The sequence below is a fragment of the Lentzea flaviverrucosa genome, assembly GCF_003350445.1.
In the GTDB taxonomy this organism is placed as follows: domain Bacteria; phylum Actinomycetota; class Actinomycetes; order Mycobacteriales; family Pseudonocardiaceae; genus Lentzea; species Lentzea californiensis.
Map to the genome: position 1 here is coordinate 170,792 of NZ_QQAU01000010.1, position 23,690 is coordinate 194,481.

Here is a 23,690-nt window from a genome sequence, read left to right on the forward strand (position 1 = left end):
ACCGGCCCTACGCGTCTTCCGCGGCGCGGCGACGCCGTGCGACGAGCAACCCCGCCACCACGAGTGCCGCGATCACCAGCACTCCCAGCAGGGTCCACAACCAGCTCGGGCCGGACTTCTCCTCCACCTGCTGCGCCTTCTCCGCCACCGCGGGAACCGAAGTCTCCACCGATGACGCCGTCGTCGACGACGGTGGTGCCGACTCCGGGGAAGACGGTGTGGCAGCGGAAGAAGAGGCCGGCGGCGCGGTGGTCGTCGCCGTCGTGGTCACGGCCGGCGGTCGCTGCGCAGGAGGTTGCCCGGCCGGTGGCTGCGGAGGTGCCGGTTGCCGCGGTGCGGGCGGGGCCGGGGCGGCGGGCGGTGCGATGCCGGGCTGCTCACCGGCGCCGAACGCCCACCCCTCCACGGTTCCACGGGCCGGCACGTAGGTCGCGGCGCCCTGGTTGCTGTACGACCAGGAGCCACCCGCCGGTGCGTGCCAGTACGACCAGTACGCGGTGGCGGGCGAGGCGTTGACGCACTTGTCGGCGTCCGTGCCCGGCCTTCCGCCGATGCGGCAGACGAAACCGGCCTGCCGCGACGCGTAGGTGTAGCCGAAACCGGCCGCGGTCAGTGCCGCGACACCGGAGGCCGGGGTGCCCGGCGCGCAGCCCTGCTGCACGCCGCCGCCGAGGCCGCGGTAGTCCACGACGACGGTCACGCCGTCACAACCGGCCGCGAACGCCGGCACCGGTACGAACGCGGCTACCAGTGCCAGCGCGAGGAAGAGCCTCTTCACGGGGTGGTGCTCGGTGCGGTGCCCGCGCCGAAGGACCAGCCCTCGACGGTGCCGGGAGCCGGGTTGTAGCTGCCGGCGCCCGAGCTGCTGTAGGTCCAGGTGCCGCCGGGCGTGCCGTGCCAGTACGACCAGTACGCGGTGGTCGGGGCGCCGTTGCACGGGTTCGGCAGCGCGTTGATCGTGCACACGAAACCGGGCTGGCGAGGCACGTACCCGACCACGAACTTCACGTTCTGCAAAGCCACGATGCCCGAACTCGGGTCGACCGTGGTGCAGGCCGTCTGGACGCCGCCGCCGAACGAGGTGAAGTCCACCACGACCTTGACGTTGGCGCAGGACGCGGCGGAGGCGGCAGACGTGACCACGAACGAACTCGCGACCAGCGCGAGAACGGCGAGCATGCGGCGCATCACGCACCACCCTTCCGACGACGGGAGACGAGCAGGAGGACGGCGCCGGCCAGCACCGCGAAAGAACCGAACAGGGTCAGCGGCACGGCCTGGTCGGGTCCGGTGACGGCGAGCGGCGGATCGGCCGGTGCTTCGGCGGGACCGCCGGGAGCGGGTGCCACCGGCGTGGTGGTGGCCGGAGGTGGTGTTGTGGTGGTCGTGGTGCAGTCGATCGGCGGCACACCGGGGGTCGCAGACGACGCGGACACCTCGGCGAGGCTCACGCGGGCGAGCCCGAGCATGCCCTGCGTGGTCGCGCGCACGACCGTTCCAGCGTCAAAACCCGTGCTGTCGAAAGCGATCGCGCCGCGCTGGTCGGCAGGTCCGGTGCAGCCGATCTGCAACGTCTTCAGGTATGCCACGGCCTTGTCCGCGGCGGCCTTGCGGCCACCGGCGAGCAGTGCGCCGACCGCGAGGCCGGTGGTGTTGGCGTTCGTCGGCGGCTCCATGGCCTGGAACCCGCCGTCCGCCTGCTGCTGCTTCACCAGCCACTCGACGGCCGCGGCGGACTTGTCCTTCTCGCCGGCCGCGAGCAGTGCCTGCAGCACCATCGCGGTTCCGTCCACATCGGACTTGCACGCCGGCAGGCCGAACGCGATCGGGAACCCGCCGTCGGGACAGGCCGTGGACGCCTGGAACTCCACCGCGGCGGACACGTCTTTGCCCGCCCGGTGCAGCACGATGATCGCGAGCGCCTGGGTGAAGGCGTTGGTCTGCTCGTACGCCGGATCCGTCCTGTCGCGGTACCGGCCGGTGTCGTCCTGCAACGCCACGAGCCGTCCGAGCAGGTCGGCACCGCCGTAGGCCGTGGGATCCTGCCCCAGCGCCTGCGCGACCAGCGCGAGCTTCGTGAGGCCGCCGACGTACGACTCGGCCTCGCCGTCCCCGGCGAACGTCTGCAGCTGCGCCGGCTCGGCCAGCCACGCGGAGGCCTTCACCGCGGTCGACCTGCCCACACCGGCCGCGGCCAGCGCGTAGACGCCGTCCGCCGTCAGCCCGGGATCACCGGAGCTGGGGTCTGCGGGGAAGCGGAGCAGCCGATCGCCCTCGCTGAACTGGCTGACCAGCCACGTTCCCGGCGAAGGTTCCGCCGCCTGTGCCTGGGGTGTCGCCACCAGCGCGGTCGCCACCAAGGCGACCAACGCGGATCTCCTGATCACTGCGCCTCCCATGCCCGCTGTCCTCGACGGGTCGGTGGAGCTACCGCACGCCACGGGCAGTCGGACTATCACCGTTGCGGGTCAGTGCCGGAGTTCCACCGGCTTCCCCCGCGGCGTGCGGATGCTGTTGTCAACCATGGATCGTGCGGGAGGGATCAATTCGAGTCAAATGGCTGTGAGCTGAGCCATTGATCATCACCTCCGCCGGCCGGTCAGTAGCCGGGGAGGCTGAGGCTGTTCACGATCTCGGCGAAGTCGTCACCCGGCGCCCCGCCGGTCTCCACGTTCCGCAGCGCCATGTCCTGGTTCGCGGTCACGTACGGCCGCAGGAGCTCCTCGTAGCGCTGGAAGGCGGCCGACGGGTCCTTCGCGAGCTCACCGGCCAGCACGTACGCGCCGACCAGCGCCATGCTGGTGCCCTGCCCGGACATCGGCGACCCGCAGTACCCGGCGTCGCCGAGCAGCACGACGGTGCCGCGCGACCACGAGTCCATCCGGATCTGGCTCATCGAGTCGAAGTGGAAGTCCGGCGCCTCCCACATGTGCTTCAGGGCGGTCGGCCACACCCAGCCCGCGCCGTCGAACTTCTCGGCGAGCAGCCGGCGCTGGGCGTCGACGTCGCGGTGGTCGAACGACACCTCGCCGTGGAAACCCATGTACACACGGCATTCCGCGTTCAACCGGGCGCTCATGATCCCGCCGCCGACGACCCCGCCCTGCTGGAACGTCTGCCAGTGGTCGAGACCGAGGAAGTTCGGCGCGGTGAAGACGGCGAGGTTCATGCCGAGGTGGCTGATGAACCGCGACTCAGGCCCGAACACGAGCTTGCGGACGTGGGAGTGCAGGCCGTCCGCCCCGACGACGACGTCGAAGTCGCGCGGGGCGGCCTTCTCGAACGTGACGCGGGTGCCGTCGATCGAGGTGATGGTGTCGTCGAAAAGGTACTCGACGCCGTCCGCCGCGTCGAACAGCATCTGGGCGAGGTCGTCGCGCAGCAGTTCGACGTCGGCGCTCGCCAGGTCGCCGCCGCTCAAGGTGTGCGTGGTGGAGCGGAACAGCTCGTTGCCGTCGGCGTCGACCACGTTCATGCCGCGCATGCCGGTGCTCAACGACCGCAGCCTCTCCCCGAGGCCCATGCGCTCGACGACCTCCAGCGCCGGGCCGCGCACGTCGATGGCCTGGCCGCCGGGCCGCAGACCGCGGGCCCGTTCCACGACGGTGACGCTGAAACCGTGGTGGCGCAACCAGTACGCGAGCGCGGGCCCGCCGATGCCGGCGCCGGAGATCAGGACGTTCTTCATGGTGCTGCCCCCTGTGAGCCGGTGTTGCCCACAAGGTGCCGCCAGGCGCTGACCGTCCGCTGACCGTCGGCGGTCAGCGCCTGACCGCGACTACCGGGAGAAGAGCTTCGCGGCCGACGTGCCGATGCCCGACGGCCCCTGGTGGAACGCTCCCACGCTCACCGGGGTCCGGATCTCGTCCTCGCCGTAGCGACTGGTCTCCTCGTGCCAGTTGAGGATCGCGACGATCCAGTCCTTCAGCTCGTCGGCGTAGCGGGTCAGCGACGCACGTGTGGCCGAGTCCAGCGAGAAGTCCTCGAACATCTGCGGCAGGTGCGTCTCGACCGAGGCGATGAACTGCCCGAGGCGGGCGTCCATCAACGCGTAGGTCACCTCGAACGCGCGGGACTGGGAGACACCGAGGAAGTTCTCGATCACCCTCACCATGTTGTGCACTTCGCCCTCGTACTGGATCTCCTTCAGGTACGAGAAGACGTCGTTCATCAGACAGGCGTAATCCATGGCCGACCGTTCCATGGTCTGGATGACGCGAGTTCCCCAGATCTCCGGCGGCACCGTCGTCGAATGCGAGAAACGCGACAGGGAGGTCGTCAGTTCCGAACCGAACGTCGACCGCCTCATCTCCAGGTAGTCGATCGGGTCGGGAATGCGGTTCTGCTGGATGTTGACGACTTCCCACACCCACGCGTCGACCATGTCGTCCACGGTCTGCCGGAACGTCGTGCGGAACTCGGGAGACATGGGGCCGGCGGTCTTCTGCCACAGGTCGGCCAGGCTGCGTTCCGTCGCGTTGACCGGCACCAGGGTCGGCACCATGTCCAGCGGCATGCACTGCTTGAGCCGTGCGGTCTGCAGCTTCAGGCCGGCCAGGTCGCGCAGGCGCCCGAAGACCCACGGGTAGACGTCGTCGGCATAGGTGCCCCAGGTCAGCCAGCACGCCGAGAGGAACAGCTCGGCCGGGGTCGCGTCCGGGTCGAGCCCCGACGAGCACAGCGCGAGGTCGAACCCGCGGTGCTTGGCCTCGTCCCAGATGCCCTCGCTGTGGATGCCCATCTCCCGGCCCCACACGACGATCTCCTCGCGCACCTGGTCGAGGTGCGGCGACAGGGTCAGCGTGAACGGGACGTCGAAGTCCGGCAGCGTGTACGGCTCGACGGTCTTCGGCGTGCTGGAGAACTGCCGGAGCCGCTGCGGCATGGTCTTGGCGTACGAGCCGAGGATCCCCAACTGGGGCTTCGGGGCCTTGTTCATGTACCGCGACGACCGCAGGTGCCACTCGTGGCCGCCCGCCTGCCAGTCCTGAAGGCCCTTCACGTAGCCCAGGACGGCAGCGCGCCCGATGGGGTCGATGGCGTGCTCGTCCAGCAGGATCGGCACCTCGGTGAGCGCCGTGTGCTCGAACTGGTGCAGCCGCGAGGTCAGCAGGTCGTTGACGGCCTCGGCGGCCTGCTGCGTGGGCAGGTCGAGGAACTTCTCGAACACCAGCACGCCGTTGGAGAGCTCACCCTCGTCGAGCACCTCGCGTTCGTAGGAGAACAGGTCGTTGCGCAGGTGCACGGCGTCGCTGAACGTGTCCCTGAGGACGCCGATGGGCCGTGACAGGGCGATCCGTGCGGGCACCTCGAGGCCGACGGCGTGCTCGACGAGGTTCGCGGACCACGGCGCGCCACCGACCTTGCGGCGCATCTCGACGTACTCGATGGGGTTGGACAGCCTGCGGGCGCTGATGTTGTGCAGCTCCCACATCGACTCGTCCAGCAGGTGCTTGGTGTTGGCCGCGAACCGTTCGCGCCAGTCGAGCGAGTGGGTGGGCACCGTGCGGCGCCAGAGGTCGGCGAGGCCCTTCTCCACCGGGTTCTCCGGCGTGGCCGTGATGGCGCCGTTGACCGGCATGAACAGCGGCAGCCGGTCGAGGTAGGCCTGCGCGCCCCCGATGTCCGGGTTGCGCTTGTAGAGCTCGACGAAGTGGTCGTCGAAGTAGAAGACCCACACGTACCAGTCGGTGATGAGGTCGAGCACCTCACCGTCGCAGTCTGGGTGGGTGTACGCGCAGAGCAACGCGTAGTCGTGCGACTCCAGGTCCTCTTCCGTCCAGATGACGGTGCCGTGCTGCGGCACGTCGACCATGTCCATCTCGCGTGCCCAGGCACGGGTGTGGACGCGGGCGCGTTCGAGGTTCGGGTTCAGCCGGGCCGGGTAGGGCGTGTAGAACTCCGGCAGCTGGAACGGCTGCATGTGCGTTGGACCTCCGCGCGTTGGGCTGACGCACTGCACGCAACCAGCCCCGCGCACGGGGGCGCCAGATGGTGAAACCGTGATCCACACGTGCGTGGATCTCTGTCGCCCGTTCAGCCCAACCCGGTCCGCCCGGCGAACACTCAGCGCACGAGGGACTGGGCGCTGAGTTTCACCGAGAACGGGAATTGCAGCTCGATGATCTCCTCGCCCTCGGAATGCGCCTGCTCGACGTAGACGCCGTTCTCGAGGTGCAGGCACCGCAGCCACGGACGGTCGTAGTCGATCATCCAGTAGTTCTCGCAGCCGACTTCCTGGAACTTCGCCCGCTTGAGTTCGAGGTCCACGTGCCGCGTGCGGGGTGACAGGACCTCGACCGCCAGCACCGGCGGCCCGATGAGCGCCTGTTTCGAGAACTGCTCGCGCCGGCCCACCACCAGGTCTGGGATGAAGACCGTGTCGTCGGCGAGCACGACGTCGACCGGAGCCGGGAGGACCTCGAGCTCCGGTGGGCAGACAGCGGTCAGCGCCACCAGCAGTCGGGCGACGACCCGCTGGTGCACGGGGCGGGGTGAGGGGCTCATGACGAGCACCCCGTCGACGAGTTCGAAACGGTGCCCGTCATCAGGCATCGCCTCCAGGTCCGCCCACGTCAGCGGTCTGCCGTGGGGAAACGTAGGGACACCACCCATGGTGCGTTCCACCCCCGTGTCGTGACCACCGTCCGCCGGACGGATCCCGGCGATGCCATTAGACAAGACTGGTCCGTTTCTCACGACTCGCAAGCCCCTTTTGGCCGACCCGCACCACTGCACGCACACGTCCCCGTCACCACCGTCCCGCAGGGTGAGCAACGGCTGGTCCTGCCGTGGAAGGCGCCACCCGGACGGAGCAGCGAGATGGTTTCAATCGAACAAGTGGCTAATTTCTGATCAATTTTCGGGCGATTTTTGATAACGCACGCCACCCTGCCAATTGCTCGCGAATGCGACCCTAACGGAATCTTACGGGCGAGCCAAGCACTCCGTTGGAGCAATACCCCGGTCGCATTCCCCTGAATCGGTGTGATCGCGGTGGGGACGGCGTGGGGACGGACTTCACGACCCTCGGTGGCGACACCACCGAGGGGAGCAGGGGAATGCGCAGGACGTCGGACAGGATCGCGCAGTGGGTGGCCTTCGCCGTGCTGGCGGCGGCCGTGATCACGTTGGTGGCGCTGGGGCTTTCGCTCTAGCGAGGGTCTGTTCCGCGAAGGCTGCGGCCCGCGGCTGGGGCGTGCTCCTGGCCGCGGCCACCGCCTCCTCCGCGCACCGGACGGCGGCGACCCGGTCACCCAGCGCCAGGTGCACGGCGGAGAGCTGCCCGAGCACGCGGTCCACGCTCCACCAGCTGCGCTCCCGCACGATCACCAGGCACCGGCGCAGGTGGCCGAGCGCCTCGGCCGGTCTTCCGCCCAGCTGGGCGTCGAGTGACAGGGAGACGAGCAACGCGGCCTGTCCGATGTGGTCTCGCACGTCCTCCATGGACGCCAGCACCGCGTGGTCGTCGGGGAGGTTCGTGTACGTCCGGCACAGCCGTGCCGCCTCACGCGCCAGCTCGCGTGCGACGGCGTGATGGCCCATTTCGTAACGCCAGTAGGCGTAGTCGGTCAGGGCGAGCGCTTCCCCGCGGCGGTCGGCCGACTCGCGGTAGGCGACCAGCGACCGGTCCGCGTGGACCAGGCACTCCTCGTCGGCGAACGCGTCGAAGTGCACATGAGCGATGTTGTGCAGCGTCAGGGCGGCGGCCCGGACATCACCGTGTTCCTCCATCAACGCGACGGCCTCGCCCATGTACGCCAAGGCCTCCTCGGTCCGGCCCTGCTGGGCGTGGTTGATGCCGATGTTGTGCAGCGCGGCCGCCATCCCCGTCGGCGCACCCGCCTGCCGCATCAGCACGACACCGCGTTCGAAGTGGTCCAGCGACCCCTCGTAGTCGTGCCGTTCGCGCGCGATCATGCCGAGCAGGCCCAACACGGACGCCTCACCGCGCAGGTCGCCGATCTGCCGCATGAGGGCGAGAGCCTCGCGCAGGTCCTTCTCCGCCTTCGGGTCGCCGTCCTCCATGTACGCCGAACCCAGGCCCCGCAACGCTTCCGCGCGAGCCTTCAGGTCACCGAGGTGACGTGCGGCGCCGAGGGCGACGTTCAGCACCTCGACCCGCTCCCTGCCGGAGCCGCGCAACAGCAGGTAGTGGGCGAACTGGTGCGGTAACTGCCACGCGTGGTGGAAGAACCCTTCGTACGCCGCGAGGTAGACGGCGGCCCTGAGGTTCAGCCGCTCGGCCTCCTGCCACGCCAGAGCTTCGAACGGGGTGCGGAACCGCGGCGGGTCGACCAGCTCGTGGGTGACGGCCGAGTCGAGTTCCGGACGGCCCGGGGCGATCCTCCGCGCGGAGTCCTCCGCGCCACGCAGGTAGTGGTCGAGGATCCGCGCGATCGCCTCTTTCCGCTCCGCCGGGTCGACCGACGCCTTGGCGTGGTCCGCCAGCAGGTCGTGGAAGCGGTAGCGGCCGTTCTCCTTCTGCTGCACCAGGTGCGCGTCCAGGAGCTCGTCGAGCAGCCGTTCGGCCTCGGCACGGGTGGTGCCGATGACGGCGGCAGCGAGGTGCGCGTCCCAGTCCTCTCCGGTGTGCATACCCAGGCGCCGGAACAGGCGCTGCTGCTCGGGCGTGAGTTGCTGGTAGGACAACGCGAACGCGCCCGCGACGCTGCGTTCGCCCGCGGTCAGTTCCGTCAGCCGCTGCTCGGTGAGGCGGCGGACGAGGTCCTGCGCGGACCACACCGGGCGCGTGCGCCAGCGGGCACCGACGATCCGCACGGCCAGCGGGAGGTATCCGCACAGCCGCACCACCTCCCGGCAGTCCTCGTCCTTCCTGCCGGCGATGCTCGCCAGCAGGTTCAGCGAGTCCTCTTCGGACAGCACGTCCAGCGAGATCGTGCGGGCGGCGTCCAGGTCGACGAGGCGGCGCCTGCTGGTGACCAGCACCAGGCCCGTGCCGGGCAGCAACGGGCGGACCTGGGCGGTGCTGCCCGCGTTGTCGAGCACCACGAGTGCCTTGCGGTGCGCCATTTCCGCGCGCCACCGGGCTGCGCGGGCGTCCAGGCCGTCCGGGATGTCCTGCGCGGGCACGCCGAGCGCCGTCAGCAGTTCCAGCAGCGCGTCCGACGGCGTGCGCGGTGCTACGCCCGCGGTGTAGGAGTGCAGGTCCACGAACAGTTGTGCGTCCGGGAAACGGGAAGCGAGCCGGTGGGCGGCGCGGACCGCGATCGTGGTCTTGCCGATGCCCGCCATGCCGTCGATGGCGGTGATCGCGACGCACCCGGACGGCACGGCGGCGAGGATCTCGTCCAGGTCCGAGGCACGTCCTGCGAAGTCGGCGATGTCGCCGGGCAGGTCGTTGCGCACGCGCGGCCGGTTGTCGGCCGTGAGCACCTGCTGGTGCGCCTTCTGCAGGTCCTTGCCGGGGTCGAGGCCGAGTTCCTCCGCCAGTCTGCCGCGGATGTCGTCGTACGCCTGCAACGCCTCGGTCTGCCGGTCGCAGCGGTGCAGCGCCACGATCAGCTGTGCCCACATCCGTTCCCTGGCCGGGTGCTGCCGGGTGAGCGCACGCAGTTCGGGCACCAGCCGTTCGTGCCCGCCCGCGCGCAGGTCGGCCTCGATCCGGGCTTCCAGCGTCGTCAGGTACTGCTCGGTCAACGCGGGCGCGTGGTCGCGTTCGAGCGCGTCGCTGCCGATGTCCGCGAACGGGCGGCCGCGCCAGAGCGCCAGCGCCTCCGCCGGTTCCAGCCGGCCGAACCGGTGGACGTCGACCTCGTCGGGCCGCACGTCCAGCAGGTAACCGCCGGGCCTGGTCAGCACGATGCCGGGCAGGGCCTCGCGGAGGCGGCCGACCGTGGTCTGCAGAGCGTTGCGCGAACCGCCGGCCAGCTCGACGAGCTCGTCGACACCGACCACCTGCCCCGGACGCAGCAGCAAGGCGGCCAGCACCACGCGCCGCTTCCCCGGCGGGATGTAGACGTGGCGCCCGTCGAGCACCACGTCCAACGGCCCGAGCAGGCCGAACGACCTCACTGCCACTGACCCCAGTGCACGACCTCGTCGAACGCCTTGCGCTTGCGCCGCAGTGGCGAGGCACCCTCGGAGACGCCCTCCTCCGCCGAGTGCCCGATCGCGATCATCCCGATCGGCGTGTAGGTGTCCGGCACCCCGAACGCCGCGCGCAGCTCGGGCCACGTCTCCTTGTCCGTGCCGAAGAACACGGCGCCCAGGCCCTCGTCCACGGCCGTCTGCAGGATCAGCAACGAGGCCATGCCGGTGTCGATGTCCCAGTACGGCACGGGCCAGCGGTCCTCCTCGCCGAGCGAGGTCCACGCCTTGTCCGACTGGGAGTAGCGCTCGAGGTAGACGGTCTTGGCCGAGAACGGGATGACGACGACCGGCGCGGTCTTCGCCTCTTCCCCGCCCCACCACTCGAACATCTCGGTGAGCCGCCGCAACGGCTCGCCCCGCAGCACGAGGAAACCCTGACCCTGCGAGAACCCCGCCGACGGACCGCGCACGGCGTTGCGCATGATCCGCTGGATGCTCTCGTCGCTGACCGGCTCGTCGCTGAACTTGCGCACCATCCGCCGGCGGCGAACCACGTCCTGGAACTCCACCCGTACCTCCCCAGATAGGTCTTCCGACCGTAGCAGCGTCCGGGGAGATCCACTCAGAGCCGGCGAAGCCCCGCCAGCACCCGTTCCAGCAGCATCCCGTCCGGCCTGTCGCCGCCGTACGACGACGCCGTGCGGTGCACGTCGATCAGCCCGTGCCCGGCCATGTCACCGAGCAGCACCTTCGTGACGCCCAGCGGCAGCCCGCGCAGGGCGGCGATCTCCGCCACCGAACGGGGCTGCATGCACAGGGCCAGCACGTCCTGGTGCTCCGGGCGCACGGCCGTGGACGAGAACTCGTTGACCGAGACCAGGGTCTCGATCTCCAGGTGCACGTCGGACGTGGTGCGGCCGCCGGTCCACGCGTAGGCGCGCACGATCGACGACGAGTCGTACCCCGACTCCACCGAGGGCAGTGGCGGGATCTCGTCGAACGGCAGCGTCGCGTACGGGTCCGGCTCCGGCGGCGGTTCCGGTGCGCGCTGGGCCTTCTTCTTGCCCCGCTTGCGGATCCGGTCGCTGTCGAAGCTGAACCCGCTCATCAGGTCACCGAAGTTGACCTGATCGTCCGGTTCCCTGCTCATAGGAGCTCAGCCCGCAGTTCCGGCGTGAGCAGCTGGCCCACCTGCCGCACGACGACGGTCATCTCGTACGCGATCTGCGCGACGTCGGCCGAGGACGACGCCAGCACCGCGAGGACGGAGCCGTCGCTGATCGAGGACAGCAGCATCACGCCCCTGTCCATCTGCACGACCGTGCGGACGACCGACTCACCGGCGAAGCACTGCGACGCCGAGTCGGCGAGGGAGACCACACCGGCCACGATCGCCGCGAACTGCGGCGCGACGTGCGCGGGCAGCTTCGAGGACGAGATCAACACCAGGCCGTCCGCGGAGATCACCACGGCGTGCTCGATGCCGGGGGTGCGTTCGGCGAAGTTGGTGACCAGCCAGCCGAACTGGTCCACCTGCGTGCTCATCGACTCTCCTGGTTTTCGGGAAGGCCGCGTTGCACACCCCGCTGGAACGCGTCGAGGAAGCCTCGGGCCGATTCCGGCGTCTGGCGTGCGGGCGCGGGGGGAGGCTGCGGTGCGGCGGCCGGCGTCGTCTGCTGGAACCACGATGCCTGCTGCCGTTCGATCGTCTCCCCTCGGAAAGACTCCCAGGACTCCTGCCGTCGTGGTGCCAGTTCGGCCGGAACCAACACGATCGCGCGAGTCCCGGCACCTTGTTGTGCGTCCAGACGTACCACGATCTGGTGGCGTGCGGCGAGCCTGCCCACGACGAAGAGTCCCATTTCGCGGAAGACCTGGACGTCCACGCCCTCCCCCGCGGCCGCGAGCCGCTGGTTCACGCCCTCCATGGCCTCGGGGTCGATGCCGATGCCCTGGTCGACCACGTCGATCTGCACGATGTCGCCCGCCTCGATCGACGCGCTGATCGAGACCTGGGTGTGCGGCGGCGAGAACGCCGTCGCGTTGTCGAGGAGCTCGGCGAGCAGGCGGACCAGGTCGCTCGCCACGTACCCGACGACCTCGGCGTTGGGTGCCGTGTGCACCATGACCCGCTGGTACTGCTCGATCTCCGCGGCCGCCGCGCGCAGCACGTCGGTGAGCGGGATCGGCTTGTGGAACCGCCGGGCCACGTCGCCGCCGGAGAGCACCATCAGGTTCTCGTTGTTGCGGCGCATGCGGGTGGCGAGGTGGTCGAGCTTGAAGAGGTTCGCGAGCTGGTCCGGGTCCTCCTCGTACTTCTCCAGCTCCTCCATCAGCTTGAGCTGGCGTTCGACGAGGCTCTGGCTGCGCCGCGAGAGGTTCACGAAGATGTTGCGCATGTTCGCGCGCATGCCGGCCTGCTCGATGACCGACTTCACGGCCTGCTGGTGCACCGCGTCGAACGCGCGCGCCACCTGGCCGAACTCCTCCGTCGTGTGCACCGGCACGGGCTCGATCTCGGTGCTGCCGCGTCCCGTCGCGACCATTTCGGGAAGTGTGTCCCAGGCCACGTCGAGCGCGGAGCGGCGCAGCGCGTTCAGCGAGCGCAGCAGGTAGCGGCCGACCACGAACCCGATGGTGGCGGCCAGGATGATGCTGGCGAACAGGATCGCGGACGCGGCACCGGCGGCGTCGCTGCTCTCGTCCCGCAGGCGGTCGGCGGTGGCGCGCAGATCGTCCTGCAGCCCCGTCACCACGCTGCCCATCGACGTGGCGACGGCATCCGTCGCCCTGCTCCAGTCCGCCGCCGCGATCGGCAACGGCGGTTTGGGCCTGTTCGCGTTGGTGCCGGTGCTGGGCGCGTCCGAGGTCGGGTGCAGCACCGCCGTGGCCAGCATCGTGCGCTGGGCCTCGATGTCCGGGCCGCTGAAGTTCTTGCCGTAGACCTTCATCTGGTCGGGCGTCGCGAGGGCCGCGAACTCGTCCGCGATGTAGCCGAGCTTGACGTTCGACTCGACCAGCGCGCGGACCTCGGCGTTGGTGAGCTGGCCGCGGGTGAGCCCGGACAGCACGACGGCCTGCTGGTAGAGCACCTGGTCGCGGACGTGCACCACGTGGTGCAGACCCATCGCGGTGCGCAGCAGGGCGGCGTCGCCGAACTCGCTGGCCATCACCTCGTCGACGTCGAGCAGCGAGTCGGTGAGCTCGGTGTAGATCTTGATCACCGCGGGGATGTCGTTGCTGCTGCGGTCGCGCAACACCGTCAGGTCGCCGATGCGGTTCTGGACGTCGCTGAGGCGGGCGGTCACGACCTCGCTGAGCGAGGTCTTGCCGATCTGGTCGCGCAGTACCGCGCGGGCGTCGTCGGTGCGCTTGCTCTGCTCGGAGAGGATCTCCGGGCCGGCGCCCTCGGCGACGATGCGCCGTTCCGCCTGCACGCCCTCGATCACGGGGATCAGGGCGGCGCGGACCTTCACCAGTCGCTGGAGCGCCGCGTAGGTCTCGGCGCGGTCGATCTGCGAGTTGATCTGCAACACGCCGGAGCCCACCGCGATGGTGACCGGAACGATCAACACCGCGGCGAGCTTGACCGGCAGGCGCCAGTTGCGCCAGTTCACGAGCGCGTTGAACATCAGACGAAGAGCTTGGCCGCGTTCAGGAAGAGCCGGTACAGGCCGTAGGCGAGCGGCAGACCCACCCACAGCCAGGCACCGACCAGCAGCAACGTGCTCGATCGGTTCTCTCGGGGTGAGCTCACTTCTTCACCACGCCTTCCGCGTCTTCCTTCTCAGCCGTCTCTGCGACGTCCGCAGCCTCGGCCTCGTTCCACTTGGTGACCGTGGCGTCGTCGTCGCCCTTCGGCGAGGGCCTGTCCGTCTCGTCCGCGACCTCGGGTTCGTGGAACTTCGGGTCGACCGGGCGGATCAGCTCGTTCGCGATGAACCCGACGACGAGCAGCGCGATCATGATGTAGAACGACGTGGCGTACAAGTCGGGTCCGGTGTGGCCCGCCTTCTTGCCCGCGTCGGCGATGGCGTTGACGATCAGCGGCCCGAGGACGCCGGCCACCGACCACGCGGTGAGCAGGCGACCGTGGATCGCACCGACCTGGTAGGTGCCGAACAGGTCGCGCAGGTACGCCGGGACGGTCGCGAAGCCCGCGCCGTAGAACGACAGGATCACCATCGCCGCGATCACGAACAGCGGGGTGCTGGTCGAGCCGACCGTCAGCAGCACCAGGTAGAGCAGTGCGCCGACGCCGAGGTAGAGGCGGTAGATGTTCTTGCGGCCCACGATGTCCGAAGTGGACGACCAGACGAACCGGCCCGCCATGTTCGCGGCGGACAGCAGTGCCACGAAACCGGTCGCCGCGGTGGCGGCCACGGGAGTCGAGGACTCCTTGAAGAAGTCGACCAGCATCGGCGCGGCCTTCTCCAGGATGCCGATGCCCGCGGTGACGTTGAAGCAGAGCACGACCCACAGCAGCCAGAACTGCGGCGTCTTGATCGCGTTGTTCGCGGAGACGTTGAAGCCGACGTTGGCCTTCGGCCTGTCCTTGAGCAGCGCCACCTTCTCCGCCGTGAACTCCGGGGAGGGGAGGCGGATCAGCAGCACGCCGACGCTCATGAAGACCGCGTAGACGATGCCGTGCACGAGGAAGGCCTTGCCGATGCCCGACGTGGTGGCGCCGAACGCCGTCAGCATCGAGGTCGACCACGGTGACGCGATCAGCGCGCCGCCGCCGAAGCCCATGATCGCGATGCCGGTCGCCATGCCCGGCCGGTCGGGGAACCACTTGATCAGCGTCGAGACCGGCGAGATGTAGCCGATGCCGAGACCGATGCCGCCGACGAGGCCGTAACCGAGGACGACGACCCAGTACTGACCGGCCCACACGCCGGCCGCCGAGATCAGCAGACCGGAGCAGAAGGCGATCAGGGACATCAGCATGGCCCAGCGCGGGCCCCTGCGCTCGACCGTCGTGCCGAGCACGGCGGCGGAGAGCCCGAGCATCACGATGCCGAGCTGGAACGGCAGTGCGGACTGCGTTCCGGTGATGCCGAGAGATTTCTCCAGCGGCGTCTTGAAGACGCTCCAGGCGTAGGCCTGGCCAATGGAGAGATGAATCGCCAGAGCTGCGGGCGGAACGAGCCAGCGGTTCCATCCGGGAGGCGCGACTTGACGTTCGCGCGCTAAGAACCCCACTTTATCCCCAACCGTCACCAATAACGCGGACCGATCGATCCTAGGCCAGGTGCACACGTGCGACAACGGGCTTGACCAAGGCTTCAGGTGTTGCACCTGATGCAACTCGCGACCGTCCACATGATACAAAGCCTGGTTCGAACCATTTGAGACGAATGGGTGCCGGACTTTCAGTCCGGTTTCAGTCCGGTCAGCGTTCGGCATTGGTCCGGTTTCGTCCGTTTCCGGGTTCCGCGTCACGTTGACTGCACACGTGAGACCGCTACAGTGGGCGCCGCACACGAGGGGCAGGGGTACATGACCAAGGCGATCAGGTCGCCTGGCGAAGCGCAGCACGAGTACCGGGAAATCCGGGGTTTCGCGTCGTTCGACGACCCGGATACTTTGTCGTACGTCGATTCCGACGGCACACCGAACTACGAGCTGATTCGGCAGACCGACGAATTCCGTGTCCTCCGCCGGCGGCTCACGACGTTCATCTTCCCGATGACCGCGCTTTTCCTCGCGTCGTACCTGACCTTCGTACTGCTGTCCGCGTACGCGAAAGACTTCGTCAGCACCAAGGTGATCGGCGTGATCAACCTCGGGATCCTGCTGGGCCTCGGACAGTTTGTGACTTCGATCATCATCACGCTCGGTTATGCCCGTTACGCAAAGCGACGGCTGGACCCGCAGCGGAAATTGCTCGCCGAGAAGACGGGCGTCGAGGAGTAAGTCATGCCCACCACCGGCAACCCGGTGCTGAACCTCAGCGTCTTCGCGGTGTTCGTCCTGATCACCCTTTACATCGTCTACCGCGTGAGCAGCCGCAACGTGACGGCGTCGGACTACTACGCCGCCGGCAGCTCGTTCACCGGCGCCCAGAACGGCGTGGCGCTGTCCGGCGACTTCCTGTCCGCCGCGTCGTTCCTCGGCATCTCCGGCGGCATCGCGGCGCACGGCTACGACGGGTTCCTCTACTCCGTCGGCTGGGTCGTCGCGTGGCTCGTCGGCCTGCTGCTGATCGCGGAGGGCCTGCGCAACACCGGCCGCTTCACCGTCGGCGACGTGCTGGCGTTCCGGATGAAGCAGCGCCCGGTCCGCGCGGCCGCGGCGAACGCGACGCTGGTGATCTCGTTCTTCTACATGATCGCGCAGATGGCGGGCGCCGGCGGCCTGATCGCGTTGCTGCTCAACGTGACCTCGAAGTGGGGCCAGGCGGTCCTGATCGCGCTGGTCGGCATGGTGATGGTGCTCTACGTGCTGATCGGCGGCATGAAGGGCACGACCTGGGTGCAGATCATCAAGGCCGTCCTGCTGCTGCTCTGCGTGACGCTGATGAGCGTCTTCCTGCTGGGCAAGTTCGGGTTCAGCCTGTCCGCGATCATGCAGCAGGCCACCGAGAACAACCAGCTCGGCGAGGCGGTGCTGGATCCTGGTGCGAAGTACGGCTTCAGCGCGATGTCCAAACTGGACTTCGTCTCGCTGGCGCTGTCGCTGGTGCTGGGCATCGCGTCGCTGCCGCACGTGCTGATGCGCTTCTACACCGTGCCGAACGCCTCCGAGGCGCGTCGTTCGGTCGTGTGGGCGACCTGGACGATGGTCATCTTCTACCTGTGCACGCTGGTGATCGGCTTCGGCGCGATGGCCCTGGTCGGCACCGACAAGATCGCCGCGGCACCGGGTGGCGAGAACTCCGCCGCGCCGCTGCTCGCGTTCGAGATCGGTGGCGCGGTGCTGCTCGGCGTCGTGTCCGCCGTCGCCTTCGCCACGATCCTCGCGGTCGTCGCCGGCCTGACGCTGGCGGCCTCCGCCTCGTTCGCGCACGACGTCTACGCGAACGTGATCAAGCGCGGCAACGCCGAGCCCCGCAGGGAGATCCGGGTCGCGCGGCTGACGGCAGTGGTGGTCGGCGTCCTGTCGATCATCGGCGGCATCGCGGCGAACGGGCAGAACGTCGCGTTCCTCGTGTCGCTGGCGCTGGCGCTCGCGGCCTCGGCGAACCTGTCGACGATCCTCTACACGATCTTCTGGCGGCGCTTCAACACCACCGGCACGCTGTGGAGCATCTACGGCGGTCTGGGCTCGTGCCTGACGCTGATCATCTTCTCGCCGGTGATGTCGGGCGCGAAGACGTCGATCTTCCCGGACATCGACTTCGCGTGGTTCCCGCTCGGCAACCCCGGCCTGGTGTCGATCCCGTTCTCGTTCCTGTGCGGGTTCTTCGCCACGATCTTCTCGAAGCGCGAGCCGGAGATGGCCGCCAAGTCGGCGGAGATGGAAGTCCGGGCGATCTCGGGCATCGGCGCCCGCACCTGATCAACCGGGAATGATCCCGGACTCGTGGGCGATGATCGCGGCCTGCACCCGGTTGCGCACGCCCAACTGCCGGAAGATCGTGCTGACGTAGACCTTCACGGTGCCCTCGACGACGTGGAGGCGCGCGGCGATCTCGGCGTTGGACAGGCCCGCGCCGACCAGGCCGAGCACCTCGCGCTCCCGTGCGGTCAGGACCTCGATCCGTTGCGTCGCAAGCGGTCGCGGATGCGCGCGGGAGAGCTGGTCCACGACTCGCTTCGCCACCATCGGGGACAGGAACGCGCCGCCGTTCGCGACGGCGCGCACCCCGGAGATGATCTCCTGCGGGTCGCCGGTCTTCAGCACGAACCCGGCCGCGCCCTCCCCCAGCGCCCGGCTGATGTACGCGTCGTCCGCGAACGTGGTCAGCACCAGCGTCTTCGTGCCGGGGTGGCACTCGCGGATCACCTTGGCCGCGTCCAGCCCGTCGAACACGGGCATGCGGATGTCGAGCACCGCGACGTCGGGACGGTGCCGGGCGACGAGGTCGATCACCGCGCTGCCGTTCTCCGCCTCGGCGACGACCTCGACGTCCCCGGCGGTGCCGAGGACGGCCTTCACGCCGAACCTGACCACCGGCTCGTCGTCCGCGAGCACGACCCTGATCAACCGCTCCTCCTGGCGAGCCACTGCTTGGACACGAGCCGATCATCCCGGAAGCACAGCTGGTGCAGGTCGTGGCGGTCGCCGTCGAACGGGTTGGGGTGCGTGCTGTAGTAGCGGCACTCGGTGCCCGGCGGCGCGGTGACGCCGAGCGGGTTGTCGACGCGGGTGCGCAGCGGCAGGTCGAGGGTGTCCTCGTGTTGCCCGGCTTGTGCCCGTTCGAACTGCTGCGGCGTGAGAACGGACGTCACGGCGTCGAACACCATGTAGCCGGGCACGCCGATCGCGATTCCCGCGCACACGCCCGTGGTGATCAGGACCGTGCGTTTGGCGCTCTTGCGGAGTTCCTTCTCCGTGCGTTCGCGGCGAACGTGCGTGGGCGTCGTCCGGGCGCGGGGGCGTTCCGGGAGCTTCGCCCTGACCTCGAACCCTCCGTCGTCGGAGGGCGCGGCCTCGAACCAGCCGCCGACGAGCGCGACGCGTTCGGCGAGGCCCACGAGTCCCTTGCCGCTGCCGACCGCCTGGGTCTTCGGCGCGGGACCGTTGGTGATGCGCAGTTCCAGGTTCGCGGACAGGCTCACGATGACCTTCGCGCCGGGCGCGTGCTTGATCACGTTCGTCAGCGCTTCGGCCGTCACCCGGTGGACCGTCCGCGCGATGATGCCGTCGATCGCGGTCTTGCGGCCGTTGACGAGCTCGACGTCGAGTCCGCTCCTGGCAACGACCTCCTCGATCGTCGCGACGGGTTCGTCCTCGTCGGCCCGCAGCACCTGCATGACGTCGGCGAGCCGTTCCGCCGCGGCCGTGACACTGGCACGGGCGGTCTTGGCCGCCTCGCGCTGTTGCGCGGTGAGCGTCGGTTCCAGCTCCAGCGCGCCGGTCAGCAACGCGGCCCGTGCCAGCTCGTGGCCGACGAGGTCGTGCATCTCGCCCGCGAGCCGGGCGCGTTCGGCGTTGCGGGCGTTCTCGACGCTCCGCTCCAGCAACGAGGCGTGCTCCCAGCCGACCTCCTGCAGCTCCCCGTACCGGCGGCGGAACCGGCCGAAGGCCCAGGGCACGACACCGAGCACGCCGATGCCGGACGTGACGGCGAGCGCGGTGTCGGAGCCACCGCGTTCGGTGAGAGCCACGACGACACCGGCGATCTCCGCGAGGGTCAGCGCGATCGCGGTCGCGCGCGGGTCCTCCGCCTGCCGTCCGGCGAGGAAGCTCGTGATCGCGAGCGCAGGTGCCAGCGCGATCACGCCGGTGGCGCTGTCGAACTCGACCCGCAGGAGGTAGCAGACCAGCCACGCGCCGAGCGCGAGCCCGAGCGCCACCGCCGGCCTGCGCGCCACGACCTTGAACGCCGCGGCGAGAACCACCAGGTACAGCAATACTTCCCAGACCGCGAGGCGTCCCGGCCGGGAGGTCGCCGCCGCGGCCACCACCGGCATCGCCGCGCACACCCACAGGACCAGCCGCACCCACACGGCGACCATCATCGCAGTCGCTGCATCACCACGGTCGGCGCGTCCGCCACCTCGCGCCGCTGCCGCCTCCTGTCCAGCAGCACCGCGATCCCCCACGACACCAACGCTCCGAGTGCCAGCCCGGCCATGACGTCGTGTACATAGTGGACACCCACGACCACCCGCGACGACGCCGCCGCGATCGCGCACACCGCTGCCACCCAGCCGTAGGTCCGGTGCAGCGCCCAGATCGCCATCGCGGACGCACCGGCGATCACCGAGTGGTTGCTGGGGAACGACCAGTCACCCGGCGCCGGGCACTCCGCCATCGACGGCGCGGTGCGGCAGGGCCGTTCCTCGCGCACGACCAGCTTGACGACCTCGCTGATCGCGTACGCCACCACCACACCCGCGCCGGCGAGGAACGCCCGCAGCCGGTGCTGGAACCACAGCAACAAGAACATCAACGCGAACACCCCGAGCACCGCGTCGGTGCCCACAGTCAGCCAAGTCACCCAGCCGAACCTACGAAGACATCGGCTCCCGCGCCCCTGCCCTTCGGAACCGGGTGACCTTTACTTTCGACAGGGCGCCACCGTCCTGCGGCGACGGCCGAAGCGTGGAGAATGCACCGGGTGCTGATCCAGCGAGCGGCCATCGCACTCGTCCAGGTCCTCGGACTGGCCGTGTGGTTCTCGATGTCCGCCGTCGTTCCTTCGCTTCGAGCCGAGTGGGGCATCAGCGCGGGCGCGGCGGTGTGGCTGACGGCGTCCGTGCAGCTCGGTTTCGTGGCGGGCGCGGTCGGGGCCACGGTGCTGAACCTGGCCGACCGCGTCCGCCCGCACATGTTGCTCGCCTGTTCCGCGGCTCTGGGAGCGGTGTTCACGCTCGTGCTCGGGCTGGTCGTGGACGGGCTGGGGGCCGCGATCCCGTTGCGGTTCCTGACCGGGGTGGCGCTCGCCGGTGTCTACCCGGTGGGCATGAAGCTGATGGCGTCCTGGTCGGAGACCCGCAACCGCGGACGGGCGCTGGGCGTGCTGATCGGGGCGCTCACGCTGGGGTCGGCGCTCCCTCATGTGTTCGGGCGGCTGCCGTGGCGCGAGGTGCTCTTCGCCGCCGCGGCCATCGCTCTGCTGGGTGCGGTGGTGGCGCTGTTGTTCGTGCGGCCCGGCCCGTTCCTGACCGCCACGACCGCACAGCTCAACCCGCGTTACGCCGTGCAGATGTTCCGGGAACGCAAGCCGCGGCTGGTGAACCTCGGCTACTACGGGCACATGTGGGAGCTGTACGCGCTGTGGACGTGGCTGCCGACGTTCCTGCTGAGTTCGGGCGAACCCGTTGGTGTCACGGTGTTCCTGACGATGGGCGTGGCGGGGTTCGCCGGCTGTCTCGCGGGCGGCTGGGCGGCGGACAGGTTCGGACGCGCGCCCGCCGCCGTGGGAGCGCTGACGGTGAGCGGCCTGTGCTGCCTGCTCTCGCCGCTCGCGTGGGGAACACCGCTGCTGATCGCGTTCTGCGCGGTGTGGGGCGCCTCGGTGATCGCGGACTCCGGGGTGTTCTCGGCGTCGCTGAGCGAGGTCGCCGACCCGCGCTACGTCGGGACGGCGCTCACCGCGCTGACCGCCGCCGGGTTCGGGCTGACGGTGGTCAGCATCCAGCTCGTTCCGCTACTCGCTGACGTCGTGACCTGGCGTTACGCGTTCCTGCTGCTCGTGCCCGGTCCCGTGGTCGGTGCGCTCGCCATGCTCAGGACCAGGTCGTAGTAGCCGTCGGGGTTGTCCGCGCCGGACCGGCCGTCGATCAGCTCGCGCACGACGTCGCAGTGCCCGGCGTGCTGCGCGGTCTCCGCCGTGACGCGGACGAGCAGGTGCCCGAACGTGGTCTGCCGCCGGTGCTCCGGCCACCACGCCACCGAGCCCGGGGCGTCCAGCGGCAGCTCCGCGATCGACTCGTCGGTGTGCTTCCAGGCCTGGCGGTACAGGTCGACGAGGTATTCGCGGGACTCGGACGGCTTGGCCCACAGGTCGCCGTTCTCCCAGACCGACCCGTCCTCGTTCCACGGCAGCGTGACCGGCGCCGGACGGCCCACGCTGTCGCCTAGGTAGCCGAACTCGATGCCGATCAGGTGTTTCACCAGGCCGAGCAGGTTGGTGCCGCTGGGCACGAGCGGGCGCCGGACGTCGTACTCGCCCAGTCCGTCCAAAGAGGACAGGACCGAGTCGCGTGACTCCTGGAGGTAGCGCTGGAGGTCGTGAGCGATCATGCCGCCGACCCTAACGGCGTTGGGCGACAACGTCCTTCGGTTTCGCCACGACCTCCTGCGGCGGCCGCAGCACGTCCGGCGCGGTGCCCCACTGGCTGTACACGGCGGTGAGCCGCTCGGTCTGCCCGTCGACGGACGGCGTGCTGCGCTCGGCCCGGACCACCCGGTCCTCGTCGTCCACCTCGACGACGAGCCGCACGTCGCCGTTCGTGTAGCCGCCCGAGTGCGGCACGCCACCCGCGGCGAACACGTACCGGTCGCCGTCGTGCTCGACGAGCCGGACGGTCTTGCGGTCGATCCCGGTGAACACTCCGCTGGGCCGGTACTCCTTCGCTGCCAGCGACAACTCCACCGAGAGCGGGCCCACCCACGGCGCGTCGTTGAGCCCCATGCTGGAGAACTCCTTGCCGGGCGGCAGGGTGAGGTCGCTGTGGCTGAGGTAGTCGTCGTGCTGCACGCTCACCGAGCGGTAGTCGGTGGTGCGGTACCTGTTCTCGACGTGCGCGGTCACGTCCCACTGCGGCGTGCCGCCCATCCAGCTGAAGTGCACCACACCGGCGTAGGTCTGCTTGCGCGGGTCCTTGCCCTCCACGTCGATCTTCACGTCGAGCCGCACCGACTTCTGCTTCCCGATCGCGTCTCGCCAGCCGTCGAGCAGTGCCACCGGGTCGGCGGGCGTCGCCGAGCACGCGGCCAGCACCAGGAGCAGGGACAGGGCGAGACGCATGCCACGAGTCTGGCAAAACACGGTGGCCCCGACGTGCGGAATGAGAAGGTCGGGGACGTGCAGAAACTGATCATCGCCGCCCTGCTCGGCGCCTCCCTGGCGACCACTGCGGTACCCGCTTCGGCCGGCACCGCCCATCGCGTCGACGCCGCGGCCGGGTGGCTCGCGAGGCAGATGGCCGACGGCGAGCGCCTGGAGACCGAGTTCGGTGGCGTGAAGTACCCGGACCAGGGCCTGACGATCGACGCGATCTTCGCCTTCGCGGCGGCCCGCACCGCCGACGACTACGCGGACCGCGCCATCGCCTGGCTCGCGAAGCCCGAGACCTCCAGCGCCTACCTCGGCTCGGACGGCGAGTCGTACGCCGGCGCGCACGCCAAGCTGGCCGTGGCCGCGCGGGTGAAGGGCAAGAACCCGCGTGCGTTCGGCGACGTCGACCTGGTTGCGGGCCTCAAGGCGTTGCAGGCACCGTCCGGCCGGTTCTCCGACCGCTCGCAGTTCGGTGACTTCTCGAACGCCTTCACCCAGTCCTACGCCCTGTTCGCCCTGGGCCGTGACGCCCAGGGCGCCTCCTACCTGGCCGCGAGCCAGTGCCCGGACGGCGGCTTCCCCGTGACGTTCGAGACCTCGCCGTGCGTCAGCGACGTGGACGCCACCGCCATCGTCGTGCAGGCCCTGCGCACGCAGGGCAAGCCGACCGTCAGCGCTCTGACCTGGCTGCGGTCGAAGCAGCAGGCGGACGGCGGGTTCCCGGCCGCGCTGGGCGGCTCGAACGCCAACAGCACGGGGCTCGCGGCGCAGGTCGTGAACGGCATCGCGGCGGTGAGGGCACGTGACTACCTGAAGTCGCTGCAGGTCGGGTGTGCCGGCGTGGAGAAGGGCGCGATCGCGTTCGACGCGTCCGGCTTCGACAAGGCCACCGCCACCCGCGCGACGGCCCAGGCCGTGCTGGGGCTGACCGGGGCGAACCTCGTCACGCTCCGCAGCGGCGGCCCGGACGGGGCTCCGACCCTGCACTGCTGACGTTTGCGCGCCCGGTTCGCCGGAAACC

At 69.6% G+C, this 23,690-nt stretch carries 22 protein-coding genes, 1 pseudogene and 1 riboswitch; of the genes and pseudogenes, 5 read left to right on the forward strand and 18 right to left on the reverse strand.

All coding sequences use genetic code 11. The annotated features are described in order from the left end of the window. Positions 1-7: 7 nt before the first annotated feature. The 6 genes from DFR72_RS46445 to DFR72_RS28865 all read right to left on the reverse strand — a co-directional run bounded on the left by DFR72_RS46445 (position 8) and on the right by DFR72_RS28865 (position 6,615). Positions 8-778 (reverse strand): hypothetical protein, encoded by a 771-nt coding sequence (locus tag DFR72_RS46445; protein WP_177224601.1) that lies wholly within the window; start codon positions 776-778, stop codon positions 8-10. Next, positions 775-1,188, reverse strand: a complete 414-nt coding sequence (locus DFR72_RS28845) for a hypothetical protein (RefSeq protein ID WP_090068277.1) — start codon at positions 1,186-1,188, stop codon at positions 775-777. Before DFR72_RS28845 ends, DFR72_RS46445 begins: the two co-directional genes overlap by 4 nt. Beyond that, entirely contained in the window at positions 1,188-2,399 is a 1,212-nt protein-coding gene (locus tag DFR72_RS28850) for a prenyltransferase/squalene oxidase repeat-containing protein (RefSeq protein WP_143086826.1), read from the reverse strand. The genes DFR72_RS28845 and DFR72_RS28850 overlap by 1 nt, the downstream gene beginning before the upstream one ends. 34 nt (positions 2,400-2,433) lie before the next feature. Beyond that, positions 2,434-2,505: riboswitch (adenosylcobalamin-variant (AdoCbl-variant) riboswitch) on the reverse strand. Positions 2,506-2,599: 94 nt separating this feature from the next. Beyond that, positions 2,600-3,688: an FAD-dependent monooxygenase gene (locus tag DFR72_RS28855; RefSeq protein WP_090068273.1), complete on the reverse strand. Its 1,089-nt coding sequence runs from the start codon at positions 3,686-3,688 to the stop codon at positions 2,600-2,602. Between the two features lie 90 nt (positions 3,689-3,778). Continuing rightward, entirely contained in the window at positions 3,779-5,923 is a 2,145-nt protein-coding gene (locus DFR72_RS28860; RefSeq protein ID WP_090068270.1) for a terpene synthase family protein, read from the reverse strand. Positions 5,924-6,066: 143 nt separating this feature from the next. Beyond that, positions 6,067-6,615 carry a Uma2 family endonuclease gene (locus DFR72_RS28865; protein WP_090068611.1) on the reverse strand — a complete coding sequence of 183 codons (549 nt, stop codon included), beginning with the start codon at positions 6,613-6,615 and terminating at the stop codon, positions 6,067-6,069. A 392-nt stretch (positions 6,616-7,007) separates the two neighbouring features. On the opposite strand from DFR72_RS28865, the gene DFR72_RS45750 reads away from it, so the two are divergent. Continuing rightward, complete coding sequence (locus DFR72_RS45750) at positions 7,008-7,157, forward strand: hypothetical protein (protein ID WP_170176432.1); 150 nt, start codon at positions 7,008-7,010, stop codon at positions 7,155-7,157. Here DFR72_RS45750 and DFR72_RS28870 read toward each other — a convergent pair. The 7 genes and pseudogenes from DFR72_RS28870 to DFR72_RS28895 form a co-directional block, all read right to left on the reverse strand. Next, on the reverse strand, positions 7,126-10,041 hold the full coding sequence (locus tag DFR72_RS28870) for an AfsR/SARP family transcriptional regulator (RefSeq protein ID WP_170176433.1): 2,916 nt from the start codon (positions 10,039-10,041) through the stop codon (positions 7,126-7,128). The genes DFR72_RS45750 and DFR72_RS28870 overlap by 32 nt on opposite strands. Then, positions 10,032-10,622, reverse strand: a complete 591-nt coding sequence (locus DFR72_RS28875; protein WP_090068266.1) for a nitroreductase family protein — start codon at positions 10,620-10,622, stop codon at positions 10,032-10,034. Before DFR72_RS28875 ends, DFR72_RS28870 begins: the two co-directional genes overlap by 10 nt. A 53-nt stretch (positions 10,623-10,675) precedes the next feature. Beyond that, entirely contained in the window at positions 10,676-11,203 is a 528-nt protein-coding gene (locus tag DFR72_RS28880) for a DUF742 domain-containing protein (RefSeq protein WP_090068264.1), read from the reverse strand. Continuing rightward, on the reverse strand, positions 11,200-11,598 hold the full coding sequence (locus DFR72_RS28885) for a roadblock/LC7 domain-containing protein (protein WP_090068262.1): 399 nt from the start codon (positions 11,596-11,598) through the stop codon (positions 11,200-11,202). The genes DFR72_RS28880 and DFR72_RS28885 overlap by 4 nt, the downstream gene beginning before the upstream one ends. Beyond that, on the reverse strand, positions 11,595-13,685 hold the full coding sequence (locus DFR72_RS28890) for a sensor histidine kinase (RefSeq protein ID WP_090068260.1): 2,091 nt from the start codon (positions 13,683-13,685) through the stop codon (positions 11,595-11,597). The genes DFR72_RS28885 and DFR72_RS28890 overlap by 4 nt, the downstream gene beginning before the upstream one ends. Next, positions 13,685-13,810, reverse strand: a complete 126-nt coding sequence (locus DFR72_RS47575; protein WP_256239446.1) for an MFS transporter small subunit — start codon at positions 13,808-13,810, stop codon at positions 13,685-13,687. Before DFR72_RS47575 ends, DFR72_RS28890 begins: the two co-directional genes overlap by 1 nt. A gap of 134 nt (positions 13,811-13,944) precedes the next feature. Next, positions 13,945-15,258 (reverse strand): annotated as a pseudogene (locus DFR72_RS28895) (OFA family MFS transporter); the annotation flags it as partial. A 297-nt stretch (positions 15,259-15,555) separates the two neighbouring features. Between DFR72_RS28895 and DFR72_RS28900 the strand changes: the two are divergent. Then, on the forward strand, positions 15,556-15,972 hold the full coding sequence (locus DFR72_RS28900; protein ID WP_090068254.1) for a DUF485 domain-containing protein: 417 nt from the start codon (positions 15,556-15,558) through the stop codon (positions 15,970-15,972). Positions 15,973-15,975: 3 nt separating this feature from the next. Next, a complete protein-coding gene (locus tag DFR72_RS28905) occupies positions 15,976-17,556 on the forward strand; it encodes a solute symporter family protein (protein ID WP_090068253.1) in 1,581 nt (526 codons plus the stop codon). On the opposite strand, the gene DFR72_RS28910 is transcribed toward DFR72_RS28905, so the two are convergent. Genes DFR72_RS28910 through DFR72_RS28920 form a run of 3 tightly spaced genes read right to left on the reverse strand, consistent with a single transcriptional unit; the run spans position 17,557 to position 20,164 of the window. Beyond that, complete coding sequence (locus DFR72_RS28910) at positions 17,557-18,204, reverse strand: response regulator (protein ID WP_090068609.1); 648 nt, start codon at positions 18,202-18,204, stop codon at positions 17,557-17,559. Continuing rightward, positions 18,201-19,682, reverse strand: coding sequence for a sensor histidine kinase (locus DFR72_RS28915; protein ID WP_090068251.1), 1,482 nt, complete (start codon positions 19,680-19,682; stop codon positions 18,201-18,203). The genes DFR72_RS28910 and DFR72_RS28915 overlap by 4 nt, the downstream gene beginning before the upstream one ends. Then, positions 19,679-20,164 carry a phosphatase PAP2 family protein gene (locus tag DFR72_RS28920; RefSeq protein ID WP_143086825.1) on the reverse strand — a complete coding sequence of 162 codons (486 nt, stop codon included), beginning with the start codon at positions 20,162-20,164 and terminating at the stop codon, positions 19,679-19,681. The genes DFR72_RS28915 and DFR72_RS28920 overlap by 4 nt, the downstream gene beginning before the upstream one ends. A 120-nt stretch (positions 20,165-20,284) precedes the next feature. On the opposite strand from DFR72_RS28920, the gene DFR72_RS28925 reads away from it, so the two are divergent. Beyond that, on the forward strand, positions 20,285-21,412 hold the full coding sequence (locus DFR72_RS28925) for an MFS transporter (protein WP_245983600.1): 1,128 nt from the start codon (positions 20,285-20,287) through the stop codon (positions 21,410-21,412). On the opposite strand, the gene DFR72_RS28930 is transcribed toward DFR72_RS28925, so the two are convergent. Then, positions 21,343-21,912, reverse strand: a complete 570-nt coding sequence (locus DFR72_RS28930; RefSeq protein WP_090068245.1) for a DinB family protein — start codon at positions 21,910-21,912, stop codon at positions 21,343-21,345. The two genes, DFR72_RS28925 and DFR72_RS28930, sit on opposite strands and share 70 nt — an antisense overlap. Before the next feature lie 10 nt (positions 21,913-21,922). Continuing rightward, positions 21,923-22,639 carry a hypothetical protein gene (locus DFR72_RS45755; RefSeq protein ID WP_090068243.1) on the reverse strand — a complete coding sequence of 239 codons (717 nt, stop codon included), beginning with the start codon at positions 22,637-22,639 and terminating at the stop codon, positions 21,923-21,925. 57 nt (positions 22,640-22,696) lie between these two features. On the opposite strand from DFR72_RS45755, the gene DFR72_RS45760 reads away from it, so the two are divergent. Continuing rightward, complete coding sequence (locus DFR72_RS45760) at positions 22,697-23,662, forward strand: prenyltransferase/squalene oxidase repeat-containing protein (protein ID WP_090068607.1); 966 nt, start codon at positions 22,697-22,699, stop codon at positions 23,660-23,662. Positions 23,663-23,690 lie beyond the last annotated feature (28 nt).